We start from the raw sequence: 15522 nt of genomic DNA on the forward strand, positions 1-15522 counted from the left end.
TTTAGTTTCCCCCTACGATTTCTCTCATTTTTTCTTCAATCACATGTATGTCATCACCTTGAAGTGGACGTGGATCAATATCAAAGAATCCTTGTCTTACTCCGTAATCACGTGTATAAATAGCGATTTCCCCTTCGCGTAATGCAGTCACAACATCTCTTGCTGATTTGTTTAACTCTTTCTCGTTAATATGAATACGAGCTCTAAAGATTGCTCTTCCAGCTTCATCTTGAACGATCGTTACATTTACACCATTTAATTCTTTTAGCGGCATAAGTACTTGTAGCAATTCTTTTTCTTGCTCGCTCTTATCTTCTTTTACTCCGTACTCATCAAGCGCTTGAAGTAAGCCAAAAGTTGTCTCTTTCCCGACTTTCATACTTCTTCCGATGCAATGTAATTGCACTTTCAGCCATTCGATATATTTTCGTTTACCGCCAACAATACCAGAAGTAGGTCCTTCAATTGCCTTTGAACCACTATAAATGGCAAGGTCTGAATACTTCACATATTTTTGAATGTCTTCTTCAGCTGCCGCATCAACGATAAGTGGTACGTTATTTCGCTGCGCAACTTCCCATGCTTCTTCAACAGAAATCATATTTTTTTGCACTGCATGATGTGATTTCACATAAAGAATTGCTGCTGTATTTTCGCCAATCGCATCTTCAATATGTTCTGCTTTCCCTTCATTTGCGTAGCCAACTTCAACGAGTTTTCCTCCACCTAAGTAAATCATCGTTTCAACAGGAGCTCCGTATTGAACGTTATGACCTTTTAACATAATCACTTCGTTTTTCGCGATTACTTCTTGGTGAAGTCTTTCACTTTTACGGCGATTTCCTTCTGTAACGATACCAGCGATAGAAAGCGCAATTCCGCTCGATGCTGAATTCACAACGACCGCTGCCTCTGAATCTAGAATTCTCGCAATATGGTCTCCTGCTTTATCTACTAAATCAGCAATTTCCACATAATTTTGTCCACCATGTTTCATCGCATCCATTACCGTATCTGTAGGAGCAGATACACCTAAAATACTCATTCTACCGCTCGCATTAATTACTCTTTTTAATCCGTACTTAGCATTCAATGAATGACCCATTGACTACAACCCCTTTCGTATCAATCCTTCTTTCAGCAATGCGCTGATCCCCTTCTGAATCAATTAAAGTAACCTTCTCATCTTTCACCGTAAATAAAGTTAAGTTTGCAATATCGCCTTCTTGAATACGGCCAAGCTCTGGTTTCTTAAGCCACTCTGCCGCATTTTTCGTAACCGCATCAATTACTTCTTCTAGCGGATAACCTAAGTAAAGGAATTTCGAAAGAACGTGAGCCATACTATACACCGGACCATGCACGCGATTCTTTCGGTAAATATCTGTACTAATTGTATGAAAGGCAATACCGTGACGCTTTGCCGCTTCTGCTACTTTAAAAGAAAAACTAGCATTACCGTGACCAACATCTAAATGTACGCCGCGCTTCACTGCATCTAGTAACACAGGTAGCGGTTTGCCTTCTTCATCAAATAAATTATTTTCTTTCCCGTTTAAGTAATGTGTAATAACATCATCCTTTTCTAAAAGAGGTACAACTTCCTCAATGCGAGGAGGCGCTGAACCGATATGTACCATAATCGGCAATGATGTTTCACGGGATAAAGAGCGCGCTACATGCAGCGGTTCAATTCCACTATCACAAACGACACTTTTACTCATTCTCGCCTTTAACCCAACGATTACATCTTTATACTTTTCTACTGCTTCTATCACTTTCTCTTTATCGATCCATTCCATATTGGATAATTCATCAATTCGTTTCAAACCGATGCGAGAAATATTTAAAAAGGCAAATAAATTCGTTTTCGCCTGTTCTCTACTTTGTACTAAATCTGCAATGCGATCAGCTCCGCAGCTACCTGCATCAACAATTGTCGTTACCCCTTGCTTAACGCCAATTTCATCCACCTCATCGCCATACGGATCAAACTCTGGAAAAGCATGAACGTGTAAATCAATCCAACCACTTGATACGTAAGTACCAGAGTAATCAAGAACCTTTCCACCTTCGCCAGCACCAGCTTTCGTCACCTGTGCGATTTTGTTATTTTCAATTACAATGTCAATCTCTTCCCCGTTCACACGTTTCACATTACGTAGTACGAATCGTTCTGTCATTGTATTTCCACCCTTTTCTATAAGAAGCCATAAGAATACGCTTACATTAAAGTTTCATTTTATATGTCTTTCACACGTTTAGCGTAACACAAAAAAAGGGAGAAGTAAATATAACGTTATAATGTTTAAAAGTGAAATAAAAGATACTCCTCAAAATGCTGATAGTACAGGAAATTATATCAACGATTTTTCAATTATATCTATCGTAACTTGCAATATATCAACGATTTTTCAATTATATCTATCGTAACTCAAAATATATCAACGATTCGACAAGGAATATCGATTTACCGACAAAAAACACCAATCCCTTTCTGATATACGAAAAGGCTGCTCCAAAACGGAACAACCTCTTTATCTATTCCTGAACCGTCACAATAACCCCATCCATATTATTCCCCGAAATTTCATACTGCTTATTCGCTGGAACATTCACTTTCATGTTCCCGGAAACTTTATAATAAGAAACCGTATATTTCTTACCTTCCACCTCAGTTGAAATTTCTTTTTTCTCTTTTAAGAAGTCTAAGTATTCCTCTAATGTAATTTTCTCCTTTTGCATAATGGCACTATGCGGTAAGCCGACATAACGAATGTGCCATGGTTCATATTGGATGCCAGTAATATGACTTTTATTTTTCGGATAACGTAACACAAAGCCGTGCTTCCATACGTTCTCTTCAATCCACTTTCCTTCAGGCGCTTTTTCCATTTTCTTTTGCGTTGATCCAACGTCCAGTGATAACCCTAAATTATGTTCACTATATCCTGCCGGGAGTGCATAATCAGATCCCATTTTTTCATATAGCTGTCTTTGCTCTTGGAAATCTCGATAGCCGCTATTCATTAAGAAATGTTGTACGCCATCTTTTCCAGCCGCATCGACAACGTTCAAAAACTTTTTTACAACATCCTTTGATAAACGAAGATTTCTATCAAATATTACGTAGCCTCTTACTAATTCACTGCTGTGATTTACATTTATTATGTCAGACCTAATACTATCTTTTTTTACTGGATAATCTTTATTAACTAATAATAGATTCCCTTTATAAATTTCTTCTTTTGTAATCTCTACCTTTTCCATATTTGCATTCTTTATTGCATTATTTTCCTCGCCGATTTTCACATCAATTTCTTTTTGAAATAACGGTGATATATATAAACCTACACAGATTGTGCATGCGATAAAAAGAGAAATAAATACCCACTTTTTCATTTCTAGTTCCTCCTTAACGTAACTTACGTATAGAATAGAAAAAACTATTAAAATAAAAAGTGGGATAAAGTTTAAATTTTTATTAAATTGCTACGTTCTCGCCTTTTGGCAATCGCACTTCAAACATTGTTCTAACTACATTACTTTCAACAGAAATTTTCCCATCATGCTGTTCAACAATATTTTTCGCAATAAATAGCCCAAGGCCAGTCCCGCCACGGTTCTCTGACCTCGATTTATCGCCTGTATAAAACATATCAAAAAGATACGGTAGGTCTTCTTCTGGAATGCTATCTCCGTAATTCATAACTTGTACGACAACTTCTCCATTATCGATATACCCATTCAAATCAACAAATTGCCCATCATATCCATATCGAACAGCATTTGTTAACAAGTTTTCAAATACTCTAGCTAACAATTTTCCATCACCGTTAATCGGCAAATGAGGATCAACATTCAATCTAGCTTCTAAATGGTGTTTTTCTAGTAATGGATACAATTCCTCATCTAGCTGTATAAGCAGCTCACTTATATCAATCGGCTTTTTATTTAGTTGTAACATGCCATAATTCATACGTGTAATTTCAAATAATTCATCAATTAAGCTTTCAAGCCTTTGCGATTTCGTATATGCAATTGTGGAGAAATGTTTAATTTGTTCTTTTGTTAAATTCTCATCTTTAAGAATTAAATCTAAATAACCTAACACGGATGTTAATGGCGTTCTTAAATCATGAGCCAAATTCACAACGAGCTGATCTTTACTACTTTCCGCAAAGTCTCCTCGTTCAACCGCTTCTTTTAACTTTTCACTCGCAACATTTATTTCGCGCGCGATATTTCCAAACTCATCATTTGATGAAACGCGCACTTCATTTGTAAAATCTCCGTTCGCCAAATGATGAATTCCGTTTGAAATCTCATCAAAATATTTTAAATACGGTCTAGTAAGGAAGAAGAAAAACATAATAGACAGAGGTATGAAAATAATTAAAAAGAAATTAACATCCCCAATTTGTCTTATCATAAAACGCAATTGAGCTAACGGATCTTCAAAACGAACGACTGATTTATAATAGATCCGTAACCCTTCATAAATGATATACGTGACACCAGCAGCACATATCATACTTAACGCAAATAGCATAACCATCTTCGAGCGAAAACTTCTCATCTTTTTACCCATTGAAAGTATACCCTACTCCCCACACTGTTTTTATTAGCTTATCTTTTCTTTTATCTTCCCCAAGTTTTTTCCGCAATGTACGAATATGTACCATAACTGTATTTCCGCCTTCATAATAATCATCTGCCCATACTTGCTGAAAAATATTTTCCACATTGTACACTTTCTTCGGATGGCTCGCTAATAAATATAAAATATCAAACTCTTTCGGTGTTAATTCAACTTGTTCTCCGTACACATTTACTGTTCTTCGCTCAGGATCAATCACGACCCCGCCTACCTCTAAAGCAGATTTACTCTCCGCTACTTTCGGTTGATTTAACGTAAGAAACCTACGCAACTGTGCATTTACGCGCGCAACTAATTCAATCGGTGTAAAAGGTTTCGTCATATAATCATCTGCACCTAATACAAGACCTGTCACCTTATCAAAGTCCGAAGTTTTCGCACTTAAGAAAATGATTGGCATATGGTGCTTCGAGCGAATTTGGCGCGTCACCTCATACCCATCCATTTTCGGCATCATAATATCTAAAACCACTAAGTCGATTGGCTGCGTTTCAATAATATGAATTGCCTCTTCTCCATCAGCTGCCTTCACGACGTGGTACCCTTCTTTTTCTAAATGTATCTCAATTAAATCAGCAATTTCTGCCTCATCATCCGCTATTAAAATGGAAATGCGCTTCATTTTACTCCCCCTTTACCCCGCTATTTGCGGGTAGTAAGACTCCCACCTCAAAATTCGGGTGAATCAAAGAAGTTAGGTGGAAGATCAACTGCCCATAAAAGCCCGATTGGTTCAACTAATAATCAGTGGGGATACCTCCACTGATTAAAGTTTCACTTTATACGCTCGATTGTAAACTAGTCTATCCAATTTGTACAATACAAAAAGGCTACTCGTTTAAGTAGCCTTAGTAAATGAAATTATATCGACGATTTTCCAAATATATCGAACACAACTCAAAATATATCAACGATTTTTTTAATATATCGACGGTTCGACAAGGAATATCGACTTACCGACAATTAACGACAAAATCCTCTCGCTATTTGTGGACATCCTGATTAAAGATTCAATTCATCGCTCAAAAATAATCCGTTGCTTCGTGATTTCCGCCAGCCTTCCGCGATCTACTTCGTACTCAGTATCAACACTTTGCGGCACCATCACTTTCCCGCCCTCAAGCATCACTTCCGGTGAAATAATATCCTTCTCCCAATGCCTATTAGAAGCAGATATATCACCAGGAATCGTAAAGTTCGGCAATGAAGCAAGCGCAACATTTTGTGCTCGTGAAATCCCCATCTCTACCATACCACCGCACCAAACAGGGATATTACGCTCCATACAATAATTATGAATTTGAATCGATTCTGTTAATCCGCCCACTCGCCCTGGTTTAATGTTAACGATACGGCAACTACCAAGCGTAATCGCAACGCGCGCATCTTCTAAACTATGAATACTTTCGTCTAAACAAATCGGCGTTTCAATTTTCTTTTGTAGCTGTGCATGATCAAGAAAATCATAATCCGCTAGTGGCTGTTCAATCATCATCAATTGAAATTCATCTAATCGTTTCAGACTCTCTGCATCCGCTAATGTATACGCTGAATTCGCATCAGCCATTAACGGGATATGCGGAAACTCTTTACGGATTTCTTTCAATAACTCATAGTCATGCTCTGGCTTTACTTTCACTTTAAAACGCTCGTATCCTTCTTCTGCGTACTTCTCGATTTGTTTTAACATAACGGGAATCGTATTTATTCCAATTACAACACCGACTTCAATTTCAGCCTTCGTTCCGCCAAGTAATGTCGCTAGCGATTTCTTTTGACGCTTCGCATATAAATCCCAAACAGCCCCTTCAATTCCCGCCTTTGCCATTCGGTTTCTTTTTATATGCTGGAACAGACTCGGCATTTCATTCGGATGAGAAATTTCAGCTTTTAATAAATCAGGTAATAAAAAGTCTTGCAATACATGCAGTGCTGTCTTCACTGTTTCTTCCGTATACCACGGTTCAGAAAAAGCAACGACTTCGCCAAAACCAATGTATCCGTCCGTATCTTCTAATTCAATGACGATACTCTCACGCTTTTCATACGTTCCGTAGCTTGCAGCAAACGGGATTACGAGTGGCATTTCCGTTATATAAAGTGTCGCTTTTTTTATTTCCACTTACATCTCCTCCACTAACTGTCTTAACTCTCGTCTTAACAATTTTTTCGAAGCATTTCGTGGTAATTCCTCTAAGAAGCACGCTTTCTTCGGCACTTTATATTTCGCTAATTTCTCCTCGCAAAAATGAAGAATTTCTTCTTCTGTTACCGTCCCGCTTTTTACAACAAAAGCAGCCGGTACTTGTCCCCATTTATCGTCAGTCATACCGACAACACCAGCTTCCGCTACCATCGGGTGAGAAAGCAACACTTCTTCAATTTGAGCCGGATATATATTCTCTCCGCCAGAAATAATTAAATCACTGCGGCGATCTAATACGTATAAAAATCCTTCTTCGTCTAAATAACCGAGATCTCCAGTATGAAGCCATCCGTTTTGAATCGTCTCACGCGTCGCATCTTCCCGGTTAAAGTAACCGCCTGTTACGTTTGGCCCTTTTACTACAATTTCGCCTTCCGCATGTGGCGGCACTACTACACCGTCTTTTTCAATACGAAGTTGGCACTGAAATAGTGGCTTTCCAGCTGATCCTACTTTCGTTAACATATAATCTGCGGATAACGTACAAATTTGTGATGATGTTTCTGTCATACCGTACGTTTGATATACAGGAATTCCTTTTTCCACACACGTTTCTAATAACGGTTTCGGCGCTGGTCCTCCGCCAAGTAACATGCATCGTAAAGAAGATGGATATGTCCCTTCTCCAAGTCTCTCTAATAAATCAGTTAACATTTTTGATACGACAGAAATAATCGTAACGCCTCTCGTTTGAAGTGCAGTATGAATAAAATCTGCATCATATTTCGGAACGAGTAAAATGCGCATGCCATACATAATATTTTTCATTAAAAGAGATAGCCCGCCAACATGGAACATCGGCATACAAGCTAACCAACAATCATCATCACGAAGGCCTAAGTTAAGCGAAGAGCCAACCGCGCTTGCCCAATGATTTCCGTACGTTAAAATAACGCCTTTCGGTTTCCCTGTCGTCCCAGACGTATATATAATTGTCATCGCTTCTTCTAAAAAGAATTCTTCTTGTATAGATGCTTCCGCCTTCGGTCCATTCATCACTTCAGCAAATGAATAGACAGGAACAGCATTAGCATCAAAATCTTGATCCGTCACTAAACAAACAACTTCAGCATCATCCATTTGCCAAAGTAGCTCTTCTCTTGAAAGACGCGTATTTAAAAGTACAGCTACAGCACCTACGTAAGATAGGGCATGAATCACTGTAATCATCTCCATACCATTTTTCATCAGAACAGCCACCTTTTGCCCACGCTTCACTCCTACATGTGTGAGGTGTTCACAAACAGATATTACTTCTTCATGTAGCTGCATAAAAGTAACCTTTTCATCCTTTATTTCAATTGCAGTACGATCTGGTGTTAAAAATGCACGTTGCATTAACCAATTCGGCATCGTCTCCATCACTCATTCTCCTTTCATGAAAGAAAGAGACTTGATATGACATCAAGTCTCTTAGTTGTTTTGTTTCCGGTTTGATCTTTTGGTCTTATCCAGCTGCGCCTCCTAGCCCATTCCGTCTAAGAACCTTCCGCACGAGAAAGTAAAAAACACTTTCTGTGCGAAAGAACCTTAGCCAACGGGGCTAAACAGTCGGTCGTTTCACGCCTTCCTACGAGGCAAAAAGCGCCTCTATGTCAGGAGTTCCAACGCCCTCTTGTTCTAAGCAAGCCGCTTCCGCTTTTGATCTCATCCAGCTACAGCGGCTAGAATGTTCGGTAGCTTCACTTCTTCCTACGAGGCAAAAAGCGCCTCTACGTCACAAGCTCCATCCCCCTCACATTCTAAGCGAGCCGCTTCCGCTTTTGATCACGGGAAACGAGGGAATTGACCGAAGTCCGGACTGCGTTTTTCTTTGAATGCGTCGCGACCTTCTTTTGCTTCGTCAGTTGTGTAGTACAATAACGTTGCATCTCCAGCTAGTTGTTGAATACCAGCTAGACCGTCTGTGTCTGCGTTGAATGCAGCTTTTAGGAAACGAAGTGCCATTGGGCTGTTTGCTAAGATTTCTTGTGCCCATTGTACTGTTTCTGCTTCAAGTTGTTCTAATGGTACTACTGTATTTACTAAGCCCATATCAAGTGCTTCTTGTGCGTTATATTGACGGCATAGGTACCAAATTTCGCGAGCTTTCTTGTGGCCTACCATACGAGCTAAGTAACCAGCTCCGTATCCACCGTCAAAGCTTCCTACTTTAGGACCTGTTTGTCCGAATACAGCGTTGTCTGCAGCGATTGTTAAGTCACATACGATATGAAGTACGTGGCCACCACCAATTGCATAACCTGCTACCATTGCGATAACTGGTTTAGGAATTGCGCGAATTAGACGTTGTAAGTCTAATACGTTAAGACGTGGAATTTGATCGTCGCCTACATATCCGCCATGACCGCGAACTTTTTGGTCGCCGCCAGAACAGAATGCACGTCCACCTTCACCTGTTAAAATGATAACGCCAACATTTGCATCATCACGAGCATGTGCAAAAGCGTTGATTAACTCCATTACCGTTTTTGGACGGAATGCGTTATGTACTTCAGGACGGTTAATCGAAATCTTTGCGATACCATTGTATGTTGAATAAATAATATCTTCGTAATTGCCTTCTTTTACCCATTCAATAGCCATTACAACTACCTCCTTGTATATTTCTGATCTCCTCTATAAGTGCGTCTTCCCTCTTAGATGAAAAAAGCATCACTGCATAGTTTTTAGAAATCCCTTTACTATTGTATCAAACTTTTCCGGTTGTTCCACATGAATTGCATGGCCAGCACCATCAATTTTGACAAATTTCGCGTCAGGGACGCATTTTTCGATGTTTTTTAATATACGAAAGAACTTTTCGTCATACTCTCCGTTCATTAAAAGAACAGGAATTTTTAATTTTGGCAGCTCATTCCACCATGAAGGCTGAGCCCCTGTTCCCATTCCGCGCAAGCTATTTGCAAGTCCTTTGGGATCGTTAGCAAGTCGTTCTTTTCGCACTGCTTCTTGTACGTTTTGAGCTAAACGTTTTTGCGTTTCAAACAGCGGAATATTTTCCCACATTGATACAAAGCTTTTAATGCCTTCACGCTCAATTTTATGAGCAAGTCTCTCATCTTTTTCACAACGTTCTTTTCTAGCCTCTTCACTTTCAAGCCCAGCTGTACAATTTTCTAATAAAAGAGAATGTACATACTCTGGGTATAGGCATGCCATCGTAATCGCCAGTCTACCGCCCATTGAATAGCCAAGTATGTGTGCTTTTTCAATATGAAGATAATCTAGTAGTTCTTTCATTTGCAATGCTACATTTCGAATATCATAATGAGTTACATCTTCAGGACTTTCTGTTTTCCCATGCCCAACAATGTCTACTAAAATGACTTGAAACTGCTCGCTCCAAGAAGGAACGAAAGAACGCCACGTTTCCATGCTTCCCGTAAAACCATGAAGAAGTAGAAGTGGTTCCCCGCTTCCAACTACTTCATATTCATACGATACACCTTGCAGCGTTACGTTCATTTTGATTCACCTTGCAACGATGCAGTAATTACGTCCTGCGTTTTCGCCCATAATTTGCGGTGCAATATTAAGTTTTCATCACGGTTCGTACAAATTTCTACAACGTGTAAGCCTTCCGTCGTCGTTCCTTTTTGTACTTCTTCTCGGAACTGCTCCCAACCATTTACACGGCTAAATGAACCACCGTACATTTTAACAACGTGTTCATAATCAAGACCAATCGGTGTTCCAAATAATGATTCGAAATGTTCCTTTTTCTCATACTGTGGTAAGAATGAGAAAATACCACCACCGTCATTATTTACAACGACAATTGTTATATTTAATTCATGTAATTTTGCGGCTAATAATCCGTTTAAATCGTGATAAAATGATAAATCACCGATTACTAATACGAGCGGTTCACAAATAATGCTCGCTCCTAAAGCTGTCGAAATGATTCCATCAATCCCGTTTACACCGCGGTTTGCCATCACTTGAATATTTTTATCCGATGTGAAGAAGAATGAATCTGTATCACGAATTGGCATACTATTACTTGCAAATAACGTTGCCCCTTCTGGTAATACGCGGACAATATCCGTAATAACTTTCCCTTCAAATGCCGTTTCATATGTTTCTATTTCACGAAGCGTTCCCTTCGTTTTTTCGTTTATATGTTTCCACATTCCGAACCAATCATTCTTTTTCATAACTGGCATTTTTTCTATTAGTGCACTGCAAAATGCAATATCACTTGCTTGGACAACTTCTGTCGCAACAAGAGCTGGGTCTCTCCATTGCCCAGATTCATCAACAACGATATGAACGGCTTTCGTTTGTTTTTTGATGAACTGCGTTAATGCTTTCGAAACAGGCATACCTCCAAAGCGAATCATAACTTCTGGCTTCCACGTTTCCTTTAACAGCTCATTTCGTAAAAATGTATCGTAACAGTCGATTACCATCGTTTTATCGTGATGTCCACTACGAATATTAGAAAGTGGGTCCGCTAATATTGGATATCCCGTTTTTTCAGCTAATTCCGCCACAAACGCTGCGATTTCCGAATGACTATCATCTCCACAAATAATAAGCCCCTTTTCCATATGTGAAAGGCGCCCTACAAGAGAGTCTACATATTCACTCGGCATCATCACGTTCCCTTGCTGAACTACTCCTGTATATTCCCCGCGTCCTTTATCCCATAAACTTTCTAATGAGAAGTCCGGGATAAGCGGTTCGCGAACTGGAAAATTAAGATGAACAGGTCCTTGCGGCGCTAAACAAGCACTTGCTATCATGCGCTGCGTCGTCATGCGAGCATAATGATACATCGCTTCACTCGCTTCTGGAAGTGCCATTTCTGTAAATTGCTTCACAAACGTACCGTATAAATTAAATTGATTCATTGCTTGCGGTGCACCGACATCTCTTAATTCATGCGGTCTATCCGCTGTTAAAACGATAAGCGGCACTCGTGAATGAAAAGCTTCACATACAGCTGGATAATAGTTCGCTGCTGCCGTTCCTGACGTACATAATAATGCAACAGGACGTTTTTTCGCTTTTGCGATACCGAGCGCAAAAAATCCTGCGGATCTTTCATCTACATGTAAATATGTGTTCATTCCTTCATGTTGTTCCATTAGTAGAGCTATCGGCGTTGACCGTGAGCCTGGACTAATGACAACATCACATACATTTAGACGCGTCAGTTCATCCACGAACGCGCCTAAATAATATGATAATGCTTCTATATGATTGTTCATTTCATTAATTCCTCCAAAGCACCAAGCATCGGTCTAAACTTCAAACTTGTTTCTTCATATTCAAGCTGCGGTACTGAATCAATTACAATCCCGCAACCGGCAAATAAGGATGCTTTCTCGCCGTTTAATAATCCGCAGCGAAGTGCAACCGCAAATTCACCATTTCCTTCATCATCTATCCAGCCAATCGGTGCACCATATAATCCTCTATCTAACAATTCAACATCACGAATCAGTTTCATCGCTTCCAAACGAGGTGTCCCGCCAAGAGCTGGTGTTGGATGTAATTCTTCTACCATTGTTAAAAGACTCGCATCGCCTTTTGCCTCCACAGGTGTATATAAATGAATTAAGTTTTTCGTTGTTAATAAGCCCGGACTTTCCGGAATATTAACGGATTCGCAGTGTTCATTTAATACCGACCTGATCATGTTCACAACATAACCGTGCTCAGCTAAATTCTTTTCATCATGAAGAAGCGCCTTACTATTTCGCTTACTTTCTTCTATAGATTGACCATGACCAGTTGAACCAGCAAGACACATCGAAGTAAACTTCTCATCTTCTTTGCGAATTAATCTCTCTGGCGTCGCTCCTAAGAAGCATGCTCCTTTATAATCAAAAGAAAATACGTAACAATCCGGTTGCCCAATGCGAAGCGCTTCTAAAACAAGAGCAGAATCAATATGATGATTCATCTCTACTTTTAGCTCCCTCGCTAATACAACCTTCTGCACGTTCCCCTGCTTCATCTCATCTTGCACTTTCTCAATGGCCTTCATCCAGCCTTTCGGATCCACTTCTACTTTAGATGTAACTGTTAATTTCGATCCTTCTAGTGCACATTTACTCTCCCCAAAAATTTTCTCCTCTAAAGAAACAATTTCGTTATAAAGAGTTTCTGCACAATCTGTTGCTGAAACGAATGTATTCATTGTTAACCATGCTTTTTCATTTTTTACAGTTAATAAAAATGCCGGTAGTGAAAATGTCGTATCATCAAATTCTTTCCATAAGTCCGTTTTCTCTTTTTCTTGGTCAAATGAAAATCCACCAAATAAAAGAGGACCTGTTCCAAATTCGTATTTTTCTCTTTGTACAAATGCGTTCTCTTTTACTTTATCCCACTCGTCACGAGCCGTTTGAAAGCGTTTGTGAGAAGCAGTTGCTATAGTGAAAACAGAGCCAATTCCAGCAAATATTACATGCTGAGCTGGGTCTGCAAAATAACATCTATTTTCGAATGCAATCCTTTTTCCTGCTGCATAAAACAGAAGCGGATCCATCCAGTCTATTTGTTTTACAAAGCTCACCAATATTTTTTCGTCAGTTGCACGCTTAATGGCCGCACTTAGAACTTCTTGCAAGCCTATTTGTTTCGTTTGAATCACAATTGTCTCCCCCCTATGGGCGAAAAATAGTCATAATTACGCTTGATTTTAAGATACACCTCAAACGAAAGGCCTGTCAACGTTTAGCATTTCTGAGAAATTCACCTTCTCTTCCTAGAAAATAAACGTTGACACTAAATGATGCTTTTTCTACACTTAGTTGTGTACAATATGTGACCAAAGGAGGATTCAACATGGAAATGAACGTCGAAACGAATTCCTCTCCTACGGCGCCAAAGCCAAGTAAGCAAACAGGCTGGCGCATTTGGTGGAGTTTACTACGCCCCCATACATTAACAGCAGCTTTCGTTCCTGTTTTCATCGGAACAGCCTATGCAATGCAGGTCGGAGGTATAAATCAAATACATCTCCCTCTTTTCCTTATAATGCTTCTTGCTTGTCTTCTCATTCAGGCAGCAACAAACATGTTTAATGAATACTTTGATTATAAAAGAGGACTCGATCACGAAGGTTCAGTTGGTATCGGCGGCGCTATCGTTCGCGATGGCATTCAGCCAAAAACAGTGCTTAACTTAGCATTTGGATTTTTCGGCATCGCAATACTATTAGGTGTTTATATTTGTATGAATTCTAGCTGGTGGCTTGCGGCAATCGGTCTTGTTTGTATGGCCGTTGCTTACCTTTATACAGGCGGTCCACTTCCAATTGCCTATACACCATTTGGAGAGTTAACAGCCGGATTATTTATGGGTGTCATTATTATTGGGATTTCATTCTTTATCCAAACTGGAACTGTAACATCAGAAGTCATTTTACTATCGATTCCAAGTTCCATTTTAATTGGTGCCATTTTACTAGCCAATAACATTCGTGACTTAGATGGCGATAAAGAAAACGGTCGTAAAACGTTAGCAATTCTCGTGGGACGTGAAAGAGCCGTTGGTGTACTTGCTTCTATGTTCATCGTTTCCTACATTTGGACAATTGCTTTAATTATCGTGGGCATCGTATCACCATGGATGCTTATCGTATTTTTAAGTGCACCGAAAGCATTTAAAGCAACGAAAGGCTTTATCGGCAAAAGCATTCCAATGGAAATGGTACCTGCAATGATTGCAACTGCAAAAACAAATACAATCTTCGGTCTCCTCATGGGAATCGGATTATTGCTTGGATATTTCCTTTAAAAGAAGCTGCTGACGCAGCTCCTTTTTCATATACCAATTTCAGAGGTAAAATTCATCTCATAATTCCTACTCTCAACGCTCATACTATGTAAAGAAACTGAATTGTAGGAAGGTGGACGACTATGTTAACTCCACAACAAATAAATCAATTTAAATCCGTTTTAGAAAAACAAAAACAAGAACTAGAGCAAACGATACAAACACATGAAAATGAAGATCGGGCATCTGAACGCGATTCCGTTGGAGAATTATCTAGCTACGATAATCACCCAGCTGATATGGCAACAGAGCTATATGAACGTGAAAAAGACTTTGGACTTATTGAGCTCTGGCATAAACAGCTAGAAGATACGAAACATGCCCTGCAAAAAATAGAAGCGGGTACGTATGGCATTTGCGAAGTATCTGGCGAAGAAATTCCATTCGAAAGATTAGAAGCAATGCCGACTGCTACAACATGCATACAGCACACAACGAACAAATTAAATATGAATACGCGGCCAGTTGAAGAAGAAGTATTGTCTCCTTCTTTCCAGAAACACGATGAAGATCATTCTGTTGAATACGATGCAGAAGATGCATGGCAAGATGTCGCAAATTATGGAACATCTGAAACACCGTCTGATTTAGAAAGACAAGATTCAAAAAACTATAATGGCATGTACGTAAATAGCGAAGAGAATGTAGGCTACGTAGAGGATTTTGAGAATTTTATCGGTACAGATATGTATGGAAAAAATCCGCAAGTTTTCGCTACGGAAGAGCATGAAGAATATGAACAAATGCTTGATGACTTTGAAGAGCGTACTTTTAAAGGCGAATTATCTTCAAATGAATCTAGCTCTAAAGAATAAAAAAAAAGCATTCCGAAAATCGGAATGCTTTTATCGCTAGCTAA

At 39.4% G+C, this 15522-nt stretch carries 13 protein-coding genes; 2 read left to right on the forward strand and 11 right to left on the reverse strand.

Translation table 11 applies throughout. The annotated features are described in order from the left end of the window. Position 1: 1 nt before the first annotated feature. From ATN06_RS24725 to ATN06_RS24775, 11 genes are all read right to left on the reverse strand, one after another. Positions 2–1105 (reverse strand): DgaE family pyridoxal phosphate-dependent ammonia lyase, encoded by a 1104-nt coding sequence (locus tag ATN06_RS24725; protein WP_060632690.1) that lies wholly within the window; start codon positions 1103–1105, stop codon positions 2–4. Beyond that, positions 1083–2183, reverse strand: coding sequence for an amidohydrolase/deacetylase family metallohydrolase (locus tag ATN06_RS24730; RefSeq protein WP_060632691.1), 1101 nt, complete (start codon positions 2181–2183; stop codon positions 1083–1085). The genes ATN06_RS24725 and ATN06_RS24730 overlap by 23 nt, the downstream gene beginning before the upstream one ends. Positions 2184–2541: 358 nt before the next feature. Next, positions 2542–3402, reverse strand: coding sequence for a M15 family metallopeptidase (locus tag ATN06_RS24735; RefSeq protein WP_060632692.1), 861 nt, complete (start codon positions 3400–3402; stop codon positions 2542–2544). Between the two features lie 82 nt (positions 3403–3484). Continuing rightward, positions 3485–4591: a sensor histidine kinase gene (locus tag ATN06_RS24740; protein ID WP_060632693.1), complete on the reverse strand. Its 1107-nt coding sequence runs from the start codon at positions 4589–4591 to the stop codon at positions 3485–3487. After that, a complete protein-coding gene (locus ATN06_RS24745; RefSeq protein ID WP_060632694.1) occupies positions 4584–5282 on the reverse strand; it encodes a response regulator transcription factor in 699 nt (232 codons plus the stop codon). The genes ATN06_RS24740 and ATN06_RS24745 overlap by 8 nt, the downstream gene beginning before the upstream one ends. 393 nt (positions 5283–5675) lie before the next feature. Beyond that, positions 5676–6782, reverse strand: a complete 1107-nt coding sequence (gene menC / locus ATN06_RS24750) for an o-succinylbenzoate synthase (RefSeq protein ID WP_060632695.1) — start codon at positions 6780–6782, stop codon at positions 5676–5678. Beyond that, entirely contained in the window at positions 6783–8228 is a 1446-nt protein-coding gene (locus tag ATN06_RS24755; RefSeq protein WP_060632696.1) for an o-succinylbenzoate--CoA ligase, read from the reverse strand. It lies immediately after the preceding gene. A 405-nt stretch (positions 8229–8633) separates the two neighbouring features. Then, complete coding sequence (menB, locus tag ATN06_RS24760) at positions 8634–9452, reverse strand: 1,4-dihydroxy-2-naphthoyl-CoA synthase (RefSeq protein WP_060632697.1); 819 nt, start codon at positions 9450–9452, stop codon at positions 8634–8636. A gap of 69 nt (positions 9453–9521) precedes the next feature. Continuing rightward, on the reverse strand, positions 9522–10334 hold the full coding sequence (gene menH, locus ATN06_RS24765; RefSeq protein ID WP_060632698.1) for a 2-succinyl-6-hydroxy-2,4-cyclohexadiene-1-carboxylate synthase: 813 nt from the start codon (positions 10332–10334) through the stop codon (positions 9522–9524). Beyond that, positions 10331–12085, reverse strand: coding sequence for a 2-succinyl-5-enolpyruvyl-6-hydroxy-3-cyclohexene-1-carboxylic-acid synthase (gene menD, locus ATN06_RS24770; protein ID WP_060632699.1), 1755 nt, complete (start codon positions 12083–12085; stop codon positions 10331–10333). The genes menH and menD overlap by 4 nt, the downstream gene beginning before the upstream one ends. Beyond that, positions 12082–13476, reverse strand: a complete 1395-nt coding sequence (locus tag ATN06_RS24775) for an isochorismate synthase (RefSeq protein WP_060632700.1) — start codon at positions 13474–13476, stop codon at positions 12082–12084. Before ATN06_RS24775 ends, menD begins: the two co-directional genes overlap by 4 nt. A 194-nt stretch (positions 13477–13670) precedes the next feature. Here ATN06_RS24775 and ATN06_RS24780 point away from each other — a divergent pair, with 194 nt between their 5' ends. Both ATN06_RS24780 and ATN06_RS24785 read left to right on the forward strand, forming a co-directional pair. Next, a complete protein-coding gene (locus tag ATN06_RS24780; RefSeq protein WP_000425740.1) occupies positions 13671–14624 on the forward strand; it encodes a 1,4-dihydroxy-2-naphthoate polyprenyltransferase in 954 nt (317 codons plus the stop codon). A 122-nt stretch (positions 14625–14746) separates the two neighbouring features. Beyond that, positions 14747–15478 (forward strand): yteA family sporulation protein, encoded by a 732-nt coding sequence (locus tag ATN06_RS24785; RefSeq protein WP_060632701.1) that lies wholly within the window; start codon positions 14747–14749, stop codon positions 15476–15478. Positions 15479–15522: the final 44 nt, after the last annotated feature.

The sequence above is a fragment of the Bacillus thuringiensis genome (assembly GCF_001455345.1).
GTDB classification, from domain to species: Bacteria; Bacillota; Bacilli; order Bacillales; family Bacillaceae_G; genus Bacillus_A; species Bacillus_A thuringiensis_N.